The 20,869-nt window shown below is 51.9% G+C and carries 27 protein-coding genes and 1 tRNA gene; 21 read left to right on the forward strand and 7 right to left on the reverse strand.

All coding sequences use genetic code 11. The features are described 5' to 3' along the window. On the forward strand, window positions 1-524 hold a 524-nt coding region (locus ACXJJC_RS02470), incomplete at its 5' end, for a Cdc6/Cdc18 family protein (protein ID WP_456369198.1). On the opposite strand, the gene ACXJJC_RS02475 is transcribed toward ACXJJC_RS02470, so the two are convergent. Further along, window positions 512-1,387, reverse strand: a complete 876-nt coding sequence (locus tag ACXJJC_RS02475; RefSeq protein WP_456369200.1) for a carbohydrate kinase family protein — start codon at window positions 1,385-1,387, stop codon at window positions 512-514. The genes ACXJJC_RS02470 and ACXJJC_RS02475 overlap by 13 nt on opposite strands. 263 nt (window positions 1,388-1,650) lie before the next feature. Here ACXJJC_RS02475 and ACXJJC_RS02480 point away from each other — a divergent pair, with 263 nt between their 5' ends. From ACXJJC_RS02480 to ACXJJC_RS02545, 14 genes are all read left to right on the forward strand, one after another. Continuing rightward, window positions 1,651-2,028, forward strand: coding sequence for a 50S ribosomal protein L18e (locus tag ACXJJC_RS02480; RefSeq protein ID WP_456369202.1), 378 nt, complete (start codon window positions 1,651-1,653; stop codon window positions 2,026-2,028). Between the two features lie 11 nt (window positions 2,029-2,039). Continuing rightward, window positions 2,040-2,513, forward strand: a complete 474-nt coding sequence (gene rplM, locus ACXJJC_RS02485) for a 50S ribosomal protein L13 (protein ID WP_456369204.1) — start codon at window positions 2,040-2,042, stop codon at window positions 2,511-2,513. Continuing rightward, on the forward strand, window positions 2,510-2,908 hold the full coding sequence (locus tag ACXJJC_RS02490; RefSeq protein ID WP_456369206.1) for a 30S ribosomal protein S9: 399 nt from the start codon (window positions 2,510-2,512) through the stop codon (window positions 2,906-2,908). Before rplM ends, ACXJJC_RS02490 begins: the two co-directional genes overlap by 4 nt. A 7-nt stretch (window positions 2,909-2,915) precedes the next feature. Next, the gene (locus ACXJJC_RS02495; RefSeq protein ID WP_456369208.1) at window positions 2,916-3,116 is read left to right on the forward strand and encodes a DNA-directed RNA polymerase subunit N; all 201 of its coding nucleotides are present in this window, start codon (window positions 2,916-2,918) and stop codon (window positions 3,114-3,116) included. After that, window positions 3,102-3,175, forward strand: a tRNA-Pro gene (locus ACXJJC_RS02500). Before ACXJJC_RS02495 ends, ACXJJC_RS02500 begins: the two co-directional genes overlap by 15 nt. 29 nt (window positions 3,176-3,204) lie before the next feature. Next, entirely contained in the window at window positions 3,205-3,417 is a 213-nt protein-coding gene (locus tag ACXJJC_RS02505; RefSeq protein WP_456369270.1) for a DNA-directed RNA polymerase subunit K, read from the forward strand. 9 nt (window positions 3,418-3,426) lie between these two features. Next, window positions 3,427-4,629: a phosphopyruvate hydratase gene (eno, locus tag ACXJJC_RS02510; RefSeq protein WP_456369210.1), complete on the forward strand. Its 1,203-nt coding sequence runs from the start codon at window positions 3,427-3,429 to the stop codon at window positions 4,627-4,629. A gap of 2 nt (window positions 4,630-4,631) precedes the next feature. Continuing rightward, window positions 4,632-5,258 carry a 30S ribosomal protein S2 gene (gene rpsB, locus ACXJJC_RS02515; protein WP_456369212.1) on the forward strand — a complete coding sequence of 209 codons (627 nt, stop codon included), beginning with the start codon at window positions 4,632-4,634 and terminating at the stop codon, window positions 5,256-5,258. 75 nt (window positions 5,259-5,333) lie between these two features. Further along, window positions 5,334-6,572, forward strand: a complete 1,239-nt coding sequence (locus tag ACXJJC_RS02520; protein ID WP_456369214.1) for a metallophosphoesterase family protein — start codon at window positions 5,334-5,336, stop codon at window positions 6,570-6,572. Next, a complete protein-coding gene (locus tag ACXJJC_RS02525) occupies window positions 6,548-9,226 on the forward strand; it encodes an AAA family ATPase (RefSeq protein ID WP_456369216.1) in 2,679 nt (892 codons plus the stop codon). The genes ACXJJC_RS02520 and ACXJJC_RS02525 overlap by 25 nt, the downstream gene beginning before the upstream one ends. Further along, window positions 9,223-10,080 (forward strand): DNA double-strand break repair nuclease NurA, encoded by an 858-nt coding sequence (locus ACXJJC_RS02530; RefSeq protein WP_456369218.1) that lies wholly within the window; start codon window positions 9,223-9,225, stop codon window positions 10,078-10,080. Before ACXJJC_RS02525 ends, ACXJJC_RS02530 begins: the two co-directional genes overlap by 4 nt. Continuing rightward, window positions 10,077-10,562 (forward strand): hypothetical protein, encoded by a 486-nt coding sequence (locus tag ACXJJC_RS02535; protein WP_456369220.1) that lies wholly within the window; start codon window positions 10,077-10,079, stop codon window positions 10,560-10,562. Before ACXJJC_RS02530 ends, ACXJJC_RS02535 begins: the two co-directional genes overlap by 4 nt. Beyond that, the gene (locus tag ACXJJC_RS02540; protein WP_456369222.1) at window positions 10,559-12,118 is read left to right on the forward strand and encodes an ATP-binding protein; all 1,560 of its coding nucleotides are present in this window, start codon (window positions 10,559-10,561) and stop codon (window positions 12,116-12,118) included. The genes ACXJJC_RS02535 and ACXJJC_RS02540 overlap by 4 nt, the downstream gene beginning before the upstream one ends. After that, on the forward strand, window positions 12,115-12,738 hold the full coding sequence (locus ACXJJC_RS02545; RefSeq protein WP_456369224.1) for an SAM-dependent methyltransferase: 624 nt from the start codon (window positions 12,115-12,117) through the stop codon (window positions 12,736-12,738). Before ACXJJC_RS02540 ends, ACXJJC_RS02545 begins: the two co-directional genes overlap by 4 nt. Here the strand turns inward: ACXJJC_RS02545 and ACXJJC_RS02550 are convergent. Next, entirely contained in the window at window positions 12,735-13,466 is a 732-nt protein-coding gene (locus tag ACXJJC_RS02550) for a hypothetical protein (RefSeq protein ID WP_456369226.1), read from the reverse strand. The two genes, ACXJJC_RS02545 and ACXJJC_RS02550, sit on opposite strands and share 4 nt — an antisense overlap. Before the next feature lie 73 nt (window positions 13,467-13,539). Here ACXJJC_RS02550 and crcB point away from each other — a divergent pair, with 73 nt between their 5' ends. Beyond that, window positions 13,540-13,920, forward strand: coding sequence for a fluoride efflux transporter CrcB (gene crcB, locus ACXJJC_RS02555; RefSeq protein ID WP_456369228.1), 381 nt, complete (start codon window positions 13,540-13,542; stop codon window positions 13,918-13,920). Continuing rightward, entirely contained in the window at window positions 13,917-14,246 is a 330-nt protein-coding gene (locus tag ACXJJC_RS02560; RefSeq protein ID WP_456369230.1) for a DUF190 domain-containing protein, read from the forward strand. Before crcB ends, ACXJJC_RS02560 begins: the two co-directional genes overlap by 4 nt. Here ACXJJC_RS02560 and ACXJJC_RS02565 read toward each other — a convergent pair. Next, window positions 14,243-14,623 carry a DUF302 domain-containing protein gene (locus ACXJJC_RS02565; RefSeq protein WP_456369232.1) on the reverse strand — a complete coding sequence of 127 codons (381 nt, stop codon included), beginning with the start codon at window positions 14,621-14,623 and terminating at the stop codon, window positions 14,243-14,245. The genes ACXJJC_RS02560 and ACXJJC_RS02565 overlap by 4 nt on opposite strands. Window positions 14,624-14,739: 116 nt before the next feature. Between ACXJJC_RS02565 and ACXJJC_RS02570 the strand changes: the two genes are divergently transcribed. Further along, entirely contained in the window at window positions 14,740-15,012 is a 273-nt protein-coding gene (locus ACXJJC_RS02570) for an acylphosphatase (protein WP_456369234.1), read from the forward strand. A gap of 8 nt (window positions 15,013-15,020) precedes the next feature. Continuing rightward, complete coding sequence (hisF, locus tag ACXJJC_RS02575) at window positions 15,021-15,836, forward strand: imidazole glycerol phosphate synthase subunit HisF (RefSeq protein WP_456369272.1); 816 nt, start codon at window positions 15,021-15,023, stop codon at window positions 15,834-15,836. On the opposite strand, the gene ACXJJC_RS02580 is transcribed toward hisF, so the two are convergent. Then, window positions 15,826-16,197, reverse strand: a complete 372-nt coding sequence (locus ACXJJC_RS02580) for a Rid family detoxifying hydrolase (protein ID WP_456369236.1) — start codon at window positions 16,195-16,197, stop codon at window positions 15,826-15,828. The genes hisF and ACXJJC_RS02580 overlap by 11 nt on opposite strands. An 89-nt stretch (window positions 16,198-16,286) precedes the next feature. On the opposite strand from ACXJJC_RS02580, the gene ACXJJC_RS02585 reads away from it, so the two are divergent. Both ACXJJC_RS02585 and ACXJJC_RS02590 read left to right on the forward strand, forming a co-directional pair. Then, entirely contained in the window at window positions 16,287-16,574 is a 288-nt protein-coding gene (locus ACXJJC_RS02585) for a MazG nucleotide pyrophosphohydrolase domain-containing protein (RefSeq protein WP_456369238.1), read from the forward strand. Next, a complete protein-coding gene (locus tag ACXJJC_RS02590; RefSeq protein ID WP_456369240.1) occupies window positions 16,574-17,731 on the forward strand; it encodes a nicotinate phosphoribosyltransferase in 1,158 nt (385 codons plus the stop codon). The genes ACXJJC_RS02585 and ACXJJC_RS02590 overlap by 1 nt, the downstream gene beginning before the upstream one ends. A gap of 1 nt (window position 17,732) precedes the next feature. Here the strand turns inward: ACXJJC_RS02590 and ACXJJC_RS02595 are convergent, their stop codons facing one another. Genes ACXJJC_RS02595 through ACXJJC_RS02605 form a run of 3 tightly spaced genes read right to left on the reverse strand, consistent with a single transcriptional unit; the run spans window position 17,733 to window position 20,857 of the window. Further along, complete coding sequence (locus ACXJJC_RS02595; RefSeq protein ID WP_456369242.1) at window positions 17,733-18,134, reverse strand: MgtC/SapB family protein; 402 nt, start codon at window positions 18,132-18,134, stop codon at window positions 17,733-17,735. 24 nt (window positions 18,135-18,158) lie between these two features. Next, on the reverse strand, window positions 18,159-19,202 hold the full coding sequence (locus ACXJJC_RS02600; protein ID WP_456369244.1) for an ABC transporter permease: 1,044 nt from the start codon (window positions 19,200-19,202) through the stop codon (window positions 18,159-18,161). Then, window positions 19,199-20,857: a hypothetical protein gene (locus ACXJJC_RS02605; protein ID WP_456369246.1), complete on the reverse strand. Its 1,659-nt coding sequence runs from the start codon at window positions 20,855-20,857 to the stop codon at window positions 19,199-19,201. The genes ACXJJC_RS02600 and ACXJJC_RS02605 overlap by 4 nt, the downstream gene beginning before the upstream one ends. Window positions 20,858-20,869: the final 12 nt, after the last annotated feature.

A 20,869-nucleotide genomic window follows, 5' to 3' on the forward strand; every position in this document is an offset into this window, starting at 1 on the left:
ACTGCGCAGCTCTTGCAGCGCAGGAGCATGGAGATGCGAGGAAGGCTCTCGATTTGCTGAGAATAAGTGGTGAGATTGCCGAGGCAAACAACGACAGCGTTGTGACCAAGGAGCATGTGAGGGAAGCTGTCAGGAAGATGGAGTGCGACCACATCATCGAGGCCGTCAAGACTCTCCCCAATCAGAGCAAGCTTGTTCTCTACTCCATGATAGTTCTGCACTCAAGTGGAAAGAGGAAGTTCACGACCGGTGAGGTTTACGCGGTTTACAAGTCTCTCTGTAGGAGGATAGGGATGGACGTGCTAACCCAGAGGAGGGTGAGCGACCTCATATCCGAGCTCGACATGCTTGGCATAATAAACTCCATAATAATCTCCAAGGGGAGGTACGGGCGGACGAGGGAAATAAAGCTCGACATACCCATCGACGCGGTCAGAGAGGTTATCCTGGACGATTACCGGTTTGAGGTACTCAGGAGGTATGAAGGGGCGTTTGCCAGCTCGTCTCTTGACTATTTCGAGTAGTTTTCGAGAAATCTATCCAGCACATCTTTTTCCGGAAAGTTTCTCGCCCCTACTCTCTCTATGTTGTGACATGCGGTGAAGTTTCCCGCTGCAAGGCATGTCTCGGCATCGTAGCCCCTGAACATTGCGTAGAGGAATCCTGCGGTGAAAGCATCTCCAGCACCTGTGGTGTCAATCACATTGCACTTCATCGCGGGAACATGCACGGCTTTTCCATCAACCAAGGCCATGCTACCGTCTCTGCCCAGAGTTACCACAACCGTTTCTACGATCCTCTCAATTCCCCTCAGCATCGCATGTTCTTCTCTCGACAGAAATGCGATGTCCGTGTTCTTCAGCAGGAGTTTGATACCCTCTATGCCCAGTCTTGAGTACGGGTAGCCCGGATTTAGTATCACCTTCTTGCCGTGCTTCCTTGCCTTTTCCGCTACCACCACGTGTGCATCGAGGCTGCCCTCGAAGGGGAACGGGTCGAGGTAGAAGTACTCTCCCCAGCTGTAGTGCTCTTCCTCCAAGTAGGGTTGAAATCTTCCTGCAGCATTTGGGAACACGAAGAACGTCCTCTCACCCTCGCTGTCAACGTAGACATCCACCCTCCCGGTTTCGCAGTCAACGGTTTTGAAGATACACTCCACCCCAACTTTCTCCATCTCCCGTCTGTAGAAATCGCCGTCCTCGTCGTTGCCTATGGTGGTGAAGAACCTGGTCTTTATACCAAAGCTCGCCAGTCCGTATATTACGTTGCCTGCAGCCCCTCCCGCGTGCTTTTCGACCCTCCTGACGATCGCCTGCCCCCCTCGGTGAGGGTATGAGTCAATGAGGCATATCCTGTCGACGAGCGCAGGGCCAACGCCAGAGATCATCGTCAGTATTTTGGCACAGTGATAAATAAGCTGTTCGCCCTTCGATATGCCGATAAGCTTGGAAACCGTCAGTCGCCAGTCTGTTCTGTGGGTGAGATACGCGTCGAGCACCACTCGAAGCGGAAGAAGGCTTCGAATACTGAGGCTTGACCAGTAATGCAGAAATGGCATCAAAACTCTTATATTTCGAAAGCTTGTCTGAGCAGATACTTTTAAATAACCTTGCTCTCACGCTGAAAAGCTGGCAGTAATGGTGATAGAATATGAGCAGGATTAGGAGATTGCAGAGGAGGAAGACAAATCCAAATCTCGTCAGGCTGATAGACGAACTGCTGAAGACATCCGCGGAAAAAGAGGCCAGAGTCTGGAAGGACATAGCTGAGAGACTCTCGAAGCCACTCAGAAATTATGCGGAGGTTAACGTGGGTAAACTTGAGAGGTACGCCAAGGAGGGTGAGCTGGTCGTCGTACCTGGAAAGGTCCTCGGTAGCGGAGAGATCACGAGAGCGATCACGGTTGCTGCGTGGAGGTTCAGCGAGAGCGCGAAGAGGAAGATTGAGGCTGCTGGTGGAAAGTGCATCTCTCTTCAGGATGCCCTCAGGGAGAATCCCGAGGGTAAGAACGTCAGGATCATGGTGTGAGGTGAACCTCGATGAGTGTTAATGTAGATAGGGTCCTCAGAACACTGGGTGATGATTACAGGGTTATTGATGCCTCGGGTCATATACTGGGCAGGCTTTCAAGCTACATCGCCAAGAGGCTGCTCGAGGGTGAAAAGATCGTTGTTGTCAATGCAGAGAAGGCGATAATAACTGGCAGTCCTGAGAACGTTTTTGAGAGGTACAAGGAGAAGTACGACAGGGGTAGCAAGGAAAAGGGTCCGTACTTCCCGAGGCACCCTGAGAAGATATTCAAGAGGACTGTCAGAGGTATGCTCCCTTGGAAGAGCAGGAGAGGGAGGGAAGCGTACAGGAGACTGAGGGTATTCATGGGTGTACCGGAGCAGCTGAAGGGCAGGGAGTTCGAGAAGGTTGATGTTGCTCTTTATGAGAAGGTTTCAAAAACCGAGAAGTATGTGTACCTTGCTGATGTCAGCAGGTACCTCGGCTACGAGGTGAGAGCATGAAGGTGGTTGTGACGAGTGGCAAGAGAAAGACAGCAATTGCGAGGGCAACAGCAAGGCCCGGCAGGGGCAGGATAAGGATAAACAAGGTTCCGGTTGAAATAATACAGCCAGAATTGGTCAGGCTCAAGATAATGGAACCCATCATGATCGCCAAGGATCTCGCCAGCCAGGTGGATATCGACGTCAGGGTTGAGGGCGGAGGAGTTATGGGTCAGGCCGAAGCTGCGAGGACGGCAATTGCAAGGGCGCTTCTCGAGTTTTCCGGTGATCCAGAGCTTAAAAGGGCGTTCCTTGAGTACGACAGAACCCTGCTTGTCAACGACGTGAGAAGGAAGGAGCCGAAGAAGCAGGGCGGCAGAGGAGCGAGAAAGAGGAGGCAGACCTCTTACAGGTGATTTTTTCATGTTTCCCGTCAGGTGTTTCACCTGTGGTGCCGTAATTGCCCACAGGTATGAGGAATACAGAAGCCTTCTTGACAGCGGGAAGTCTCCCAAGGAGGCTCTCGATGAGCTCGGCATCAACAGGTACTGCTGCAGAAGGATGTTTCTGACGTACAAGTCCGTAATAAAGGAATTTGCCAGGTACCATGGGGCCGTGGGGTAGCCTGGTCATCCTGCGGCGTTCGGGACGCCGTGACCCGAGTTCAAATCTCGGCGGCCCCACTTTAAAGGGGTGATGGCGTTTGAAAAAAGTGTTCCCGTTCGAGTACACGAGGTTTGAGAAGGCGAGAATTATCGGTGCGAGGGCGCTCCAGATTGCGATGGGCGCCCCCGTACTCATTGATACTGAAAGCAAGAACCCTCTCGATATTGCCAAGGACGAGTTCGAGAGGGGTGTGATTCCGATTACGGTTAAGAGGAGGAGAAACGCCTTTGTGTGGCTTCAGAGGTATGATCTCTTCTGAGGTGATCTCATGATCATAGAGGATGTTCAGTACAGAGTGGTTTTCGACAGCAGGGGAAGGGAGACTGTCGAGTGCGAGGTTGTAACTGAAGAGAGCGTTGGAAGAGCAATCGCTCCAAGCGGCGCGTCGACGGGGAGTGAAGAGGCGGTAGCTGTAGATCCCTTCAAAATTGACGAAATCGAAGATCGGGTTTCGAGGGCTCTGATAGGTATAAACGTGTTCGATCAGAGAGAAATTGACAGAACGCTGAGGGAAGAGGATGGGACTGACAACTTCTCCAGCATAGGTGGAAACTTTGCCATAGCTGCCAGCATCGCATCGGCGAAGGCTGCAGCAAACGCCCTCGGCATCCCGCTCTTCCAGTACCTTGCGGGCACTCTCGCTGAAACCATGCCGTACCCTCTCGGCAACGTCATCGGTGGGGGTGCGCACGCTGAAGGATCCACGAGCATACAGGAGTTTCTCATAATTCCGGTTGGCGCCGAATCGTTCTTTGAGGCCCAGTACATCAACACCAGAGTTCACGCGGAACTGAAGAAGATATTCAAGGAGAGAAGCATTTTCGCGGCGAAAGGAGATGAGGGAGCGTGGGCTGCACGGATAACGGACGAGCAGGCGTTCGAGATTCTGAGCGAAGCGATCTCGAGGGTCGAGGATGAGTACGGCGTGAGGGTCAGGATGGGGATAGATGTGGCTTCTACAGAGCTCTGGGATGGTGAGCACTACGTTTACAAGGACAGGAAGCTTACCAGGGAGGAGCAGATCAGCTTCATCGCTGAAATGATCGACAGGTACAACCTCCTGTACGTGGAGGATCCCCTCCATGAAAACGACTTTGAGGGTTTTGCGGAGCTCACTGCACAGGTAAGGGCGATGGTGTGTGGTGACGACCTGCTCGTGACGAACGTCAGGCGAATCGAGAGGGCTATAGAGCTATCGTCCGTCAACACCGTGCTCATAAAGCCGAACCAGATAGGGACTCTTTCAGATACTGCAGATGCGGTCAGACTTGCAAAGTCCAGAAACTGGGACGTTGTGGTATCTCACAGGAGCGGTGAAACGGAGGATGAGGGGCTCGCGCACCTTGCCGTGGCGTTCAACGCAACATTAATAAAGACGGGCGTTGTTGGTGGGGAGAGAATTGCCAAGCTCAATGAGCTAATCAGGATCGAAGAGATTATTGACGCTAAAATGGCCGAAATAAGGTGGTAAAGATGATAAAGGAAAAAGAGAGCATGATGAGAGAGGCTGAGGAGGGATACGAGTACCTTGTACCTCCAGACGAGTACCTTGCCGCAGGCGTGCACATAGGGACGCAGATAAAGACAGGAGACATGAAGAAGTTCATATACAAGGTCAGGCCGGATGGTCTTTACGTTCTCGATATAAGAATCCTCGACGAGAGACTCAAGCTTGCAGGCAAGTTGCTGGCACGCTACAACCCTTCGAAGATACTCGTGGTGGCTGCGAGACAGTATGGGCAGAAGCCTGTGACGATGTTTGCCAGGGTCACTGGAGCGGACTACGTCATTGAGAGGTTCGTCCCCGGAACGCTGACCAACCCGGCCATAAAGGATTACAGAGAGCCGGACATAGTTGTTGTCACCGACCCGGCCATAGACTCGCAGGCGGTTGACGAGGCCACGGACATTGGCATCCCCGTCGTGGCGCTCTGTGACACCAACAACAGCGTTGCAAACGTGGACTTTGTCATACCAACGAACAACAAGGGCAGGAAGGCACTTGCTCTCGTTTACTGGATCCTTGCGAGGGAAGTGCTGAAAAACCGCGGTTTTGCCGAGTTCCCGTACAGCGTCGAGGACTTTGAAGCTGAAATTTAACCTTTTACAAACAATTTTAATGTTATATTTTGATCAGGCGAAAGTGTAAATACCTCATTTTGCGTCATTACTCATGTGAAATTTGCTCATCTTGCAGATGTTCATCTCGGGTACAGGCAGTACGGCAGTGAGGAAAGGGCGCTTGACTTTGCGCAGGCCTTCAAGAAGGCCATGGAGTTCGCGGAAAAGCAGGATGTTGACTTCATTCTGATCTCTGGAGACCTGTTTCACAAGAAAAGTGAAATGGATCCCATCACCCTTGCACAGGCGACGGTCGTCCTCGAGCGGGTGAAGAGGACGGTCATCGCTGTCGAGGGAAATCACGACTCGACGTACTTCAGAGAGAGGTTCTCCTGGATGGACTACCTGAGTTCGCAGGGGCTCGTGATCAACCTCAAGCCATCTTTTGATGGGAGTTCCATGGGTGTTACGGAGTGGGATGGGAGGAGTGGAGCATACATCGATCTTGGTGATGCGAGGGTTTACGGGCTGAAGTACTACGGGATGATGACTGAAAAAATTCTCGACGCGTTCTTACCCGAAATTGAAAGGGGCGGGTTCACCGTGTTCATGTCCCACTTTGGCATCGAGGGGTACATGAACATCTACGGATGTATCAGCTCTGAGAGGCTTTACAGATACAAAGAGAGGATCGACTACGTGGCACTCGGCCACATTCACAAAAAGTATGTTGAGAACGATTTCATATTCAACCCCGGAAGTCTCGAGAGCTGTGAAGTGAACGAGTATCAGTTCGAGAAAGGCATTTTCCTTGTGAAGTACGACGGCGAACTCACTTACTCTCACGTCAGTTCCTTCTACACTCCGAGGGTTTTCAGGATTATAGAGGTTGATTTCAGAGACTACGCTGCGCTCAAGGACAGGCTGATGAAAGAGCGGAGGGGCAGGGGGGAGGTCATTCACCTGAAGGTGAGGACTGACAGAAACGTCGACAGGGAGAAGATAGAGAGGGTGGCGAGAGAGGTGCTTGAGCCGCTGGTCCTGAGAGTGGAGGTTGACTACTCTCGTGGAGTTCTGCAGGCGGTAAACCTGTCTCCGTCAGGCAGAAGGGGGATTGAGCTGAACGTCGTGTCTGCGATTCTGAAGGGATTCGGATACGAAGATATATCTGAAGAGGTTCTGAGGCTGAAGGAGCTTTTTATAGAGGGCAGAATGGATGCGGTCGACGACATCGTCAGCATGATCGTGTCGGAGAAGCTTGAAGATGCTGAGAAGGAACTCAAAAGGGAGGAAAGCGAGCAGAAAGAACTGGAGGATGATGAAGAGGAGTGGCGGTGGTGGGAAAGGACATGATTCATGAGGTTTATCTTGAGAACATAAAGAGCTACAGGAGTCAGAGGATAAGGTTTACGAGGGGTGTCAATGCGATAATCGGCGAGAATGGCGCTGGAAAGTCGACAATACTCGAGGCCATTGGGTTTGCGGTTTTCAACTCCCTCCCTTACAACATCTCCGATTTTTTGAGACGTGGTGAGGCGAGGGGAGAAATAGTTGTGAGGCTCGAGAGTCCCCTCGACGGCAGAGTTTACAGAGTGGTCAGGAGGATAGAGAGGGACAAGACGTCTGAATATTACGTCGAAGATGAGGAGCTGGGGAGGGTTGCGGAGGGCGTTAAGGACGTCAAGGGCTGGGTGAAGACGCACTTCGGTTTTGACATCGAGCCGGAAGTTGTGTTTGAGAACGCCATTGGTGTGAACCAGGGTAACATAACTGCGCATTTCCTGCTGACTCCAAGCCAGAGGAAGGGAATATTCTCTCCACTCCTTGGAATTGAAAAGTACGACAGGGCGTTTGAAAAAAGCAGAGAGTATGAAAGACATCTCGAGGAGGAGATCAGCAGACTCACTGTTAAGCTTTCGAGACTCGATGAGAGGAAAAAAGCGCTTGAAACGAGGGTGAGGGAGCTTGAAGAAGCTGAAAGGAAGCTCGAGCTGCTGAGAAGCGAGCTGAGGAGAAACGAAGAAGAGTTGAAAAAAGCTGAAAGGGAATTTGAGGAGCTGAAGAAAGTCAGAGACGAGATTGAGCAGGCTGTGAGGGAAAAGGAGAGGCTCGAAAATCTCATTTTGAGGGGAAAGGAGGAACTCGGGAGAATCGAGAGTGAGCTGAAGGAGCTGGACAGGATTGAAGAGCAGCTGAAATCTCTGGAACCGGATTACCGGAAATACCTCCATCTCGAGGAGAGATATGAGGAGGCTGGGAGAAAACTGAGAGACCTTGAAACCAGGGTTAAGGAGCTGAGAAAGCTGAACGAAAAGGCGACACTCATCAGGGACAGGATAGAGACGCTCAGGAGAGATATTGAAAGAAAAGAAAAGGAAACTGGCGACTTGGAAGAGCTCGAAAGGCTTGCAGAGGTAGAGAGAACTCTGATGAAGCGTCTCGAGAGAATTGAAGAGGCCATGGCGGAGATGAAAGGTATAGGGAAACTTGTATCCGAACTGGAGTCCCGCATCGGAGCGATAGAAAAAGAGCTTGAGAGAATGGCCTCAAAGAAAAGAGAGCTAATTAAGCTTCAGGACAAACTCGAAAAGCTAAAAGGGGTTGAGGAAAAGAGAGACAGGCTGAGAAATCTGATATCAAGACTCGATCAGCAGGTGAACCAGCTCGAGAGAAACATCGCCGCTATGGGGGAAGGAATCTGCCCAATCCTCGACGTTGAGTGCGACAGGGTCAGGGAGGAAAGGAAAAGGTACGAGCGTGAGCTCGAGAAAAAGAAAGAAAAGCTGTCAGAACTCAGAACAAAACTCGAAAGGATTGAGACCGCAGTCAATCTTAAACGTGAAGTTGAGAAGAGGGCGTTCTCTCTAAGCAGAGAGGTCGAGAGGGAAGTGGAGCTGAAGAGAGAGCTTGAGGAAAAAAAGCTTCAGCTCGACACTCACAGAAGTAAAATGAAGGAGCTCGAAGACCTCGTATCAACCAGGGAAGATGTTGTTAACGAACTCAGGAGGGTGGAAGGGAGCGAAAAGCGCCTTGAAGTCGTGCGGAAAACCCTTTCAGAGGTTGAAAGGCTCAAAGGAGAGCTCGCCAGGTACAGAAAGACTCTCAAAGAGCTCGAAGGCGCACTGAAGGAGTACGCTGGAGCTGAGGAGGCGATGGAAAAAGTTGCTGAGGAAAGGAGAAGCCTCGAGACAGAGATGAGAGCCCTCAGAGACAGGTACGAAAGGTACATCGCCCTGAGTGAGAGGCTCAGGGACAGACAGAGGATAGAGAGGAGGTTCGAAGACGTTAAGAGGGAGATTGCCAGTGGTGAGCGGGAGCTCGAGAGGGTGGCTGAGAGACTCGCAGAGCTCAGCAGGAGCTACAGTGATGAGAGGTACGCGCTGCTTGAGGAAGAGGTACGGAAACTCAACGCGGTGGTGGCAGGAATAAGGGGGCAGATGAATGCTGTTTCCGTTGAGGTTGAAAAGCTGAAAAGAGATGCTGAGGAGCTCGACAGAGTCGTTCAGGACCTCGAAGTGCTGTCTTCTGAGCTGTCCACCCTCGAGAGAAAGCTGGAGTTTGTCAGAGACCTTAGAGAGCTGTTCAAGAGGGCCATACCGGAGCTCGCCAGGCTTTATGCCGAGATGGTGAGCTACGAGGCGAACAGGATTTTCTGCGAGATAATGGATGACTACTCTTGGCAGATAGAGTGGGGAGAGGACTACGGAATTCGGGCGAGGTACATGGGCCGGGAAATAGACTTCAGGCAGATGAGCGGTGGTGAGCAGATGGTTGCTGCCCTCGCTGTGAGACTCGCCCTGCTGAAGATCATATCCTCATCGCCAATTGTGTTCTTTGACGAACCGACTCAGAACATGGACGCGGACAGGAGAAGAAACTTCGCTCAGCAGATATCGAAAATTGCCGACTTCAGGCAGATATTTGTCATAAGTCACGATGACACGTTTGAGGAGATGGTCGAAAACGCTATACGGGTCAGGAAGGAGAACGGGGTGAGCGTCATATGAGCATGGATGGCAGGCTGTTCGACAACATCCACGAGTTCCTCAGGAGAGTTGAAGAGATACGGAAGAAGGAGTTCAGGATAGCTGTCGACAGGAGAAAAATTCGCAGGACAGATGAGTTCGAGATACTCGATGGTGTGAGGGTTATTGGCGTTGACGGTAGTCAGATCTCCCCTCTAAAGGACTTTGGAATACCTTACGGGGGTGTGCAGGCAGCCGGCATCCTCGTCCACCACGGGAGGGGCAGCCACGATGTGAAATACAGGAGCAAAATAATATCTGACACGAATCTCGAGCTCGAGAGGTTCAGGCTTGAGGTTGAGCTGATAAAGGACAGCCTCGACAGGGTGGACTACGCATTCTACGATGGCAGTCTCGGAGCGCTTTACACGTCCGAGCTGAGTGAACCTCTGAAGAGAGCGTATCAGAAGGAAATCGACGAGCTCGTGAAAATATCTGAGGAAACGCAGACTCCGGTGATAGGGTATGTAGATCGAAGCTACACCAGGGACCTCGGTTTGAGCATTTACGACTCCTATGCCCTGTCCGACTACCTCTCGCTGTACGAATACACGGAACCTGTAGGGACAAGGTCACCGCTGCTCGCAGTCTACTTCAAAACCAACCCGTCTCTACCTGCGAGGCTCGAAATCCCGGAGTGGTGTCGCAGCATCCTCGACGAAATAGTGGAGGTTGTGTATGCAGAGTGCAGGCTTGGATCGACCTCTGGCTATCCGTACATTCTCGAAAGGGCACACACCTACGCCAGGATAAGCGAAAGAGAAAAAATGGCCTTTGTAAGCATTGTCAAGAGTTCGGGAGTATCTTTCAAGTACATAAGCAAGGTGATGGAATGAAGGTCGTGAGGGTGAACTCGAGAAGGGAGTTCGAAGTTGAGGGGGAGGTCGAAATAGGCACCTTCGTCAGGGTTGGGGATCTGATAGCCGTAAGTGCCGAGGTGTTTCAGCAGGAGGACGAAATCTCGAAGTACCTCAGCAAGGGAGATGTTGAGAGGCTGAAGGCTTTTCTCCCCGACCTTGGTGAGCCCAAGTTTGTAACTCGTTTTCTCATTCTCATGGACGTGAACTCCAGACCTCCAAGAACCATGCCCAGGATAGGTGATGAGGTCGTGGTCATGGACGGGGAAGATGTGGCGAAGGTGCACACTCCGGATGGTGAGCTGTCTATTCCCTACCTGCCATACCTGATCAGGAAAGACAGGGACTTGGCGAGGTTCGTGGTGGAGCAGCTTCTGGAGATGCTTCCCGAGCATCGCGAGCTCCTCGACATAGTTCTCGCCGAGATCGAGTACAGCCTGCTGAGGGAGGTGGATCTATGAAGCCCGTTGGACTCGTCAAGGGACCTGCTGAAAGTCCTTACGAGTTCAGGTTCATAACTCCGGACAACACAAGGCTGAAGGTTGGTGAGTTCGTTTACTACAGCTTTAACGGGAAGAAGGTGCTGTGCAGAATTTCAAAAAGACTTCCGCTCAGACACTTTCCCGACATCTACCTATCCAACCCCGCGGTTGAGCCGGAGAGGGTGCTGAGAGTTATTGGAGTGAGCAGGAGGGAGTTCGATCTGTACGAGATGCGGGCGACGATTCTGGGCTATTACGACGAGAACCTCGGTTTCATAAATCCGAGAATCCCCCCGAAACCCGGGATGCCGGTTTACCTTGCGGAGAGGGAGATTGTTGAATCTGCTCTACTGAAAAAGAGAAAGGGGGAAGTGGGCAGCATTCACCTCGGCTACCTGCTGAACAGAGATGAGGACATACCCGTCGTGATAGACACAGCTCTAACCGTGAGCGAGCACCTCGCAATTCTCGCCGGAACCGGGAGTGGAAAGAGCTATCTGGCGGGAGTAATTGTCGAGGAGCTGCTCAAGCCATACAACAGGGCGAGCGTACTCATCTTCGATCCTCACGGAGAGTATCACACTCTGAGGGAGGTTGAGGGCCTTGAAGAGTTCAGGGATGGGGACTACTCTCCGAGAGTCAGGATTTACGGAAGGGACGACATCAAGCTGAGGATCAGCGAGCTCGATTACGACGAGCTGGTAAACCTGCTGCCCAATCTGACCGATAAAATGGAGGCGATGCTCAGCAGGATTTACAGAGAGCTTTCGGAGCAGGGACACTTCACAGTAGAAGACCTGATTGCGAGGCTCGATGAGCTTAGGGAGAGAGAGGAGACCACGGCAAATGGTCTCATCTGGAGGGTCAGGAGGTACCTGAGGGACATGGACCTCATTGATGATTACAGGCACATGGACCTGAAGACCCTGCTGAAACCTGGACAGGCCAGCATTCTGCAGCTCACTGAGATGAGTGACCTGGAGCAGGAAATTCTCGTTTCTGCCATGATGAAGAGGATTCTTAAGGCCAGGATAAACGCCGAAAAGGGTAACGAGGGTGAGAAGCTTGAATACCCGGTCTTCGTGATAATTGAGGAGGCCCACAGGTTTGCCTCCCGTGACTCGAGGAGCTTTGAGGTCCTCAGGACAATACTGAGTGAGGGCAGGAAGTTTGGAGTTGGTGTGTGCCTGATAAGCCAGAGACCATCGAAAATCGACAGCGACATACTCAGCCAGTGCATGACGCAGGTGGTGATGAGGATGGTGAACCCTGCAGACCAGGACAACATAAGGAAGAGCGTTGAGAGCATAGGCAGGGAGATGATAGAGGAGCTGCCAGGGCTGACAAAGGGCCAGGCGGTCGTTTCCGGGGTGGCAATAAACACGCCGGTGCTGATGAGGGTCAGAAAGAGGCTCACGTCGCATGGTGGGGCGAGCAAGAACGCTCCCGAGGAGTGGTTACGGTGGAGCCAGAAGGGGGAAGGCAGTGCGAAGGTCGTTGAAAGGAAGGCGAGACTGTTCTGGGATGAAGAATGAGGATCGACAGGTGGCTCCACTTAAACGGGTACTTTGAGAGCAGGAGCAGGGCGAAGCTTGCTGTGAAGAAGGGACTGGTCCTCGTAAACGGGAGGAAGGTGAAGCCATCCTACGATGTCAGGGGAGATGAGGTCGTTCAGGTGCTCGCTGAGAGCAGGCCTGCAGGGTACTACAAGCTAATGGAGCTGGACAGGGCGTGGAACATCTTCTCTGAGGTAGACGTCGTTCTCGATCTCGGCAGCAGTGCTGGCGGGTTTCTGGCGTACGCTGCGGAAAGGGCGAATCGCGTTATAGGTATTGAGTTCAGCACGGAGTTCAGAGAGCAGCTGCAAAAGGTACAGGAGGAGTTCGATAACGTTGAGGTGATAATCGGAGACGTTTTCAAACTCGACATCTCTGCCATGCCCGAATTTGACGTAGTACTGGTTGACCTGACTCTCGAGCCAGAGGACTCGTTGAGGGCCCTGCTCAGATTCTCTTCGAAGGTCAAACCCGGTGGAAAAGTGTTATTCGTGTCAAAGGACAGGAGAGCTGATGTGCCCGAGATCTTCGAGGTGGTTAAGGAGAGGAGGTCGGAGGAGAAGAGGGAGTGGTACTTTCTCCTGAGGATGAGAGGTTAAGGAAGAGCCCTCTTCCTGTACAGGATCTCTTTCAGCATCTCCTTCGCTTTTTTGGATACATCAAGTTCGCTTATCCTGTCCTCAACCTCCTTCACGTTGTAGGTATAACTCTCAAAAGAGACGGCGAGCGTCTTTGTGTCCACGAGTGCAAAGGTGGGTTCTTTGCCAATTCCCAGCATTCCAGGGCAGACAATCTTTCCAATTTTCGTGTTCACGACGTAATGCCTTTTTCCCGCTACCGCTACTACCTCGTACTTTTTGAGCTCTCCAAACCTGCTCTCGTAGTAACTTGGAGGCTCGTCTTCCTGCGGCATGGATTCTGGCTGATCAACTGGGCCGTATGTAAAGTAGAACTCGTTTGAATCGAACTTATCGGTCAGAAAACTTTCTGGCTCGCTTCTCAGCCACTTTCTCCCATCGTGACCGAGCATGTCCCAGTAGGCGTCGAAGACTTCGGCGAGATCGCCTGCGAGCTCTCTCCTCTCTCCCTCCTCAAGCTCACCCCACTTTGCGAGCAACCTGTCGTACCTGCCCAGAGCGACTCTGACGCTGTCCGGTTTTTCTCTGAGAAGCCTGAACGTTTCATAGGGATACGGCATGAGACCGAACGCCGAGATTATGTAGATTTTATCCACCTGCTTTCCACTCTCCTTGAGCCTTTCAATTCTTGACAGAAACTCCGCGAGAGCTGGCAGGTTTGAACTGACGTTTGATACAATCGCTATCATGTTATTTAATTATACTGGGCTGAATATAATTTTTCCCGGAAAGGCTATAAACAATCCCGTCGTGCCCCCTGCGATGTTGCTGGCCTATGTGGCTCTTGGAGGAATGGCAGGAGCTGTGACGAGATACCTGATTTCCGGAGCTGTTCAGGACGGACACACTTTTCCAGTGGGCACTATGAGCGTCAACGTGATAGGAAGTTTCCTTCTCGGCTTTCTCATGTTCTCTTCCGAGTACTTCGGCCTATTTTCCCAGGAGGTCCGAGCCCTGATCGCGATAGGGTTTCTCGGGTCATTCACCACGATGTCCACATTCAGTTACGAGTCCTTCAGAATGCTCATGAACTGGGACATTGCTGGATTCGCGTTAAACGTTTTTCTGAACGTCTTCCTATGCATCCTCGCCGTATATGCCGGCAGGACTTTCGCTCTCATCGTCTGGAGGTATCACCCATGAAGGAGGGTTTGCTGCTAAGGATATATGTGGGAGAGAGTGACAGGTACGATGGAAAGCCACTCTACAGGTACATAGTGGAGTTTTTGAGAAAAGAGGGAATTGCAGGTGCGACTGTTCTCAGGGGAATGCTCGGGTACGGTAAATCGAGCATAATCCACAACTCGTCGATCCTCAGGTTATCCTCTGACCTTCCCGTGCTCGTAGAGGTCGTCGATACCGTGGAGAACATAGAGCGGATCAAGCCAAAGCTCGTCGAGATAGTAAGGGAAGGTCTGATAACTGAGGAGAGGGTGAAAATAATCTCCTATTCTGGAAGGGAGGGTTAAACGCTATTCACGACTTTTTTCAGCAGGTCGTCAACTTTCTCGGCGATTTCCCTGATCTTTTCGTTTCCGTACTGCTCTGCAAGTGCTCTCGGGGATATTGCGGAAATGTACACCTCGTCGCCCTCTCTGTAAACCACGACATTGCACGGGAGGAGCAGGCCGAATTCCCTGCTCTCTGAGAGAACGCCATGCGCGTACCTGGGGTTGCACGCCCCCAGGATCACGTAGTCGTCGAAGTCAACACCGATCTTCTCTTTCAGCGTTTGCCTGACGTCTATCTCACACAGCACACCAAAGCCGTTCTCTGAAAGAACCTTCTTCACTCTTTCAACGGCCTCTTCAAAACTCAGGTTCACGGTCTTCGTGTATCCCATCATGCTGGAACATTTGTATCTGGTGTTAGTTAATCCTTCCTGTGTTTTGTTCTGTGCGGTCAAAGGGGGCACAGAAATGATTTAATACCTCTGAACAGTAGTCTGGATGGGATGGTGAGATGAAGCGGCTGAGGATTTATGTGAGCGGAGTGGTGCAGGGTGTCGGCTTCAGGTACTTCACCAGGAAGAAGGCGCAGGAAATGGGTGTGAAGGGCTACGTGATGAACCTTCCTGATGGCAGAGTCTTGGTGGTGGCTGAAGGTGATGAGCAGAACCTGGACAAGTTCATCTCGTCCCTCAAAGAGGGTCCGAAGTTTGCCAACGTGAAGGGCATTGAAATTGTCGAGGAGGAATACCTTGGAGAGTTTGACGGATTTGAAATCAGGTATTAGGTGTGACGATGCTCACTAAGAGGATAATTCCGTGTCTGGACGTGACGCTCGACGAAAACGGAGCAACTGTGGTCAAGGGTGTTGAGTTCGTCAATCTGAGGAGAGCTGGCGATCCGGTGGAGATGGCCAAGAGGTACGATGAGGAGGGTGCGGACGAACTCGTTTTTCTCGACATAACTGCCTCGGCCCACGGCAGGGAGACGATGGTTGATGTCGTGGAGAGGACTGCCGAGGAGGTTTTCATACCCTTCACGGTGGGTGGCGGGATAAAGAGCGTTGAGGACATCAACACCATGCTCAAGGCCGGAGCAGATAAGGTTTCGATAAATACCTCGGCCGTGAAGAATCCGGATCTTGTGAAAGCGGCGGCGAGAATATTTGGCTCTCAGTGCATAGTTGTGGCGATAGACTGCAGGAGGAACTATGACCTGAGCAGGGGAAAGCACATCGTAGAGCTCGAGGACGGCAGAAAGGCGTGGTACGAGGTCGTCATCTACGGTGGGAGGGAGCCCACAGGAATAGATGCGGTGGAATGGGCGAAGAGGGTCGAGGAGCTCGGGGCAGGGGAGATCTTGCTCACGTCAATGAACCGTGATGGGACGAAGGACGGATACGACATACCTGTAACGAGGAGGGTTAGCGAGGAGGTCAGCATACCTGTCATAGCCTCTGGGGGTGCGGGTACAGTGGAGCACTTTTACGAGGCGTTCGAGTACGGAAAGGCCGACGCAGCTCTTGCCGCGAGCGTCTTTCACTTTGGAGAAATCGACATCTCCGAACTCAAAAAATACCTGAGGAGAAGGAATGTTCCGGTCAGGATTTAGCGTATGCAATTACTTCGATCTCTACGTCCACGTCTTTTGGTAGGCTGGAAACCTCCACGACGGCTCTCGATGGTCTGTGCTTGATGTACTCCGAGTATATCTCATTGAACTCTGCGAACCTCGAGATGTCTCTGAGATACACCGTTACCTTCACGATGCTGTCCATCCCGAGCCCGCAGGATTCCAGTATGGATTTTATGTTCTCCATCACAACCCTCACTCTCTCCTCAAAGCTCCCGGGAATTTTCCCTTCCTTCGTCAGCGGTATCTGGCCGGAGACAAAAACGAAATCTCCGGCTTTCACAGCATGGCTGTACGGTCCAACAGGTTCGGGCGCGTTCTCCGAGTTTACGAACTCCATAGTTCGGATACCTCATGTGGGTTAAAGTTTTTCACCCTGAGACCGTTGCAGACCCAAAGGATTTAAAACACACAGTTCAATGATTTGCCGTGAGGATTTCGGAGTTTCAGCAGATGATCCGTGAGCTTTACCTTGAAAAGGATGAGAAAAGAGGTATTGAAAAGACGTTCCTCTGGCTGGTCGAGGAGGTTGGAGAGCTGGCAGAGGCGGTGAGGACAGGAAAAAATGCTGGAGAGGAATTCGCCGATGTGCTCGCCTGGCTTGTGAGTCTGGCGAACCTGTGTGGAATCGACCTTGAATTGGAGGTTGAGAGAAAGTATCCGGGTTACTGCGTGAAGTGCGGCTCCAAACCGTGCAGGTGTGAAGAGGTGGTCTGATGTTTCTCGTTGTTAGAGATGAAGACATCAAGAACGGCGTTACAACGGACAAGTACTTCATCTGGACTGAGAAGATTCTGAAGGAGAAAAAGGTGAACCCGTACGTTGTGGCCGAGTTCACGGCCTCGAGGTGGGGTGTTTTCTCGGGATTGAACGATGTGCTGAGGCTGATGGAGGGTATAAACGTTGACATTTACGCCATGCCTGAGGGAACCCTCTTCTTCCCCCACGAGCCAGTCATGGTGGTGGTGGGCCACTACCTCGACTTTGCGAGGTTCGAAACCGCCATGCTGGGGTTCATCTGTCACTCTTCCGGTGTGACAACCAAAGCATTCAGGGCGAAGCTTGCTGCTGGAGACAGGAGAATTCTGTCGTTTGGAACGAGGAGGCAGCATCCAGCAATTGCGGCGATGATCGAGAGAGCTGCCTGGATAGGTGGAGTGGATGGTGTGAGCAACTACGCTGCAGAGAAGTACCTTGGCATAGAGAGCGTTGGAACCATGCCCCACGCCCTCGTAATCTCCTTCGGAGATCAGGTTGCTGCTTGGAGAGCCTACGACGAGGTTGTCGACGAGCGCATTCCGAGAACGATGCTGATTGACACCTACTGTGACGAGAAGAGTGAGGCGGTAAGGGCCATAGAGAACGTTGATAGAGTGGATGCGGTCAGACTCGACACTCCCAGCAGCAGGAGGGGGAATATAAGGAAAATCATCGAGGAAATCAGATGGGAGCTGGACATAAGGGGCAGGAGGGATGTGAGGATCGTTCTGAGCGGCGGACTGGACATTGACGACATTGTGGAGCTCAGGGACATCGTAGACGCTTTCGGCGTGGGAACGAGCATTGCCGGGGCCGGGCCCATAGACTTTTCGATGGACATCGTTGAGAGGAACGGAGAGTTGTGTGCGAAGAGGGGCAAGAGGAGTGGTATGAAGCAGGTTTACAGGGACTGGGACACCCTGAGGGATGAGGTGAGGCTGTTCAGCGATCCCGCTCCTGAGGGCATGGAACCGCTCCTCGAAAAGTACATGGAATGTGGCAGAATCATAAAGGAGACTGACATGAACTCAGCCAGGAACCTCGCCCTCAAACAGATCGCGCTGATAAGGAGGCTGGGCAGGGAGGAAGAATTCATAACGGATCTGGTCAGGTAGTTCAGCCGCTCTCGAGTCTTTCCTCCACCTTTTTCAGCTGCAGTATTGCGTACGTCATAATTGCCGTGAAGAACGCGAGGGAGTACTCCCCCATTCCCACTGCCATGCCTATCGCGGCGGTAACCCAGAGGCTTGCTGCAGTCGTTATTCCCACTACTCTCGTCCTTTCCCTTCTCTCTGCGATTATCGTACCTGCCCCTATGAATCCTATGCCCGACACAACACCTGCCGCGATCCTCGCGGGATCGTCGAAGAACTTCACCGAGAGTATCATGAAGAGGCACGAGCCCAGTGAGACGAGAATGTGCGTTCTCAGGCCTGCTGGCTTGTGGACCTTGGAACGCTCGTAGCCTATCACTCCTCCGAGAAGTGACGAGAGTGCAAGGGCGAGGAACTCTTCCATGATCGTAGTTTCGATTTCAGGTATTTAAGTGTGGTGTGAGTCCCGCATGTAGAGTTTCTCACACACGAGGACTGTAGTTAGGCACAGCACAGCTCCGGCTACCGGGTAGGCAACAAGTTCTGAGGGTGAGAAAAAGCTTCCCGCAGAAATCCTTGCAACGACACCTGAGATCATGTACGGTGCTGTGAAGGATGCGGTGACGGCGGATACTGAGATGATGGAGAATATGAGCTGACTCCTCTCCCGGTCTTTCAATACGGATGTCACCATCGCACCTGCGGAGATGAAAATCATTGAAACTGAGACTGACATCAGGAACAGCAGAACTGGATAGCTGATTCCAACGTTTATCAGGAGCAGGATTATCCAGGCGATCGTCAGAAAGGCGGACACAATCAGACCTGACATTATTTTGGCTGAGACGAACTCTCTGAAGGACATGGGGGTTGAGAGTATGACCTCGAGAGTTCTCGTCTCGTGCTCCTCGCTTATGAGGTCAACAACCAGCCCTCCGGCTATTATCGCGGTGGTTATCACCAGCAGTGGCACGAGGACCGCGTGTATAAACCTGAACGTTATTGACGATCCCTCCTTCAGCTGCACCTCTCGAAAGTTAGCATCGACAAAACTGAACCCGTCGTCACCTGGAAGGCCCCGTATCTCTCTCATCTTTTTCTGATATTCTTTCAGCACCTCCTTGACCTTGGCGCTCGCAACTATTCCGGATATCTCATCCTTCGGAAGAAACACCGTCACGAAGTTCGTTTCCGAATGGTTCTCCTCGGGGAGGTATATTACTGCGTGGATTTTTCCGGAGTAGAAATCCTGAAGTGCCTCGTCGAGTGTTCTGTAATTCCTGCCGTCAGCCACCGTTTTGAGCACAGGACAGTTGCCGGCTATGCCGATCTCAACGCTGGAGAGGGCGACGAAATCGGGCCTGTAAAGGACGAGAAGCCCGAAGGTTATGATTGATGAGAACGAGGCTATGAAGACGAGTATGGCCATTGCCGACATTATCGTCCTTTCCTTTACAATCATCCTGAGGTCCTTTTTTATTATGGATATCACAGCATGATCACCGTCCCGTAGTTGTATGTGAAGTGGATCAGGACTGCCAGTACGAAACCAGCCCTCCAGTCCCTCCTCGCGACTATGGCGAATGTCAGGGAGCTTGCGGTGTGCAGGAGGAGGGGAAAGATGAAGAGCTCTCCTGGAAGGACTATGCTGTAGTCTCTGAAGATGTTCACGATCAGCAGAGTTTTCTCGGCCATGAAGAACCCTGCCGCCACTGCAACGGCCCTTGATGCAGTTTTTGAGGGCATTATCAGGGCGGATTTAAGAGACTCCTCTATAATCGCAACTCCCAGCATTATAACCGCGTAGGAGGTTACAATTGGCACGGAAAGACCGAAGAACAGCAGAAAGAACTCCAAAAAAAGCGCGAGGAACACAGAGGCCATTGAAAGCAAAAACGCTCTCGCATCGCTTTTCGCACTCTCTCCCAGAACTCTGATAAACCGCTCAAATGGTGAAGTGGTGCTGTAGAGAATTTCGATGTTCAGCGATCTTGATGTGAGGTACAGCATCAACAGCGCCACAGTTGCCAGCGGGAGAGATGAAAGGATGACATCGGATGGAGAGACGCTCTCTCCGGACAGACTTCTGAGCAGGAACGTCACCGGAGATATGTCTGACAGGGGGAGCCCGGAAAACACGGACGGCAGGACGAGGTACACTATGACTAAAAGGTTTATCACGAGGATCAGAAACGTCAGCTCTCTGTAGGATCTCGAGTTGACGGCCATGAACGCCTGGGCAGAAAACAGAAGCAGCAGCGGGGCGAGCATGTACGCTACTCCGTTGACTCCGAAGATCATAGATGGAATGGCTGTGAGAGCAACTGCTACGAGGAAGTACGGGGCGAGTTTCTGGAAAACTATGCTCTCAGGTCTGATGGGAGTGGACAGCAAAACCTCGAGCCTCTTCATCCTCACATCCTCTGCAAGCGACGAGGAGAAAACCTGCATGACGAAAAATGGGGGCACTATGAACAGAAACGCGAGCACCATCTTGGAGACAAGTGACGGTGGTGAGAACTCGTCTGGAGTGGAATATCCCCCCTCTGCCCTTTTTGGAATAACCAAACCCTCTCCACTGCCAGATCCATCAGAACCGGATACCGCTTTTTCGATCTCTTTCTCAACATCGCTATCCGCAGTCTTCCTGCTTTCTCTGTTCACCTGCTCGCTGATCTCTCTGATTTTCTCGACGCTCACAGGCTCTGGCGTGAGCGTGGGCTGTACGCTTCTCTTCAGATATTCCGCTCTGACCATGACCGGGAACGCGTAGATTCCGTATTTCTCGTAGATCCACCTCTCGAACTCGCCCCTTATGTAATTCTTCATCTCCTCTCCTGCCGCGTGAGACTTCACTGTGTCTGAGACCACGATGTATCTGCCTGTCAGAAAGACGTCCACCTTTCCGGCCTTCAGCATGCCAACTACCGTTTCCCTGTCGAGCATCAGGTGGTGAAAGAGCCTGTAATCCACAACGTAAACGTCACTTGCTGACGTGAATAGCCCTGAATCCGAGTTGAATCCGTATCCGAAGGAAATGTATGAAACTAGTAGCGCGAGAAGGGTAATTAACGCTAACGTGAGTTTGAACGCTCTGCTGTACCTCTTTCCTGACTTTCTGAACTCTGCTCGAATCAGGGGAAGCACAGAGGGACTCGG

The sequence above is a fragment of the Geoglobus sp. genome, from assembly GCF_054018175.1.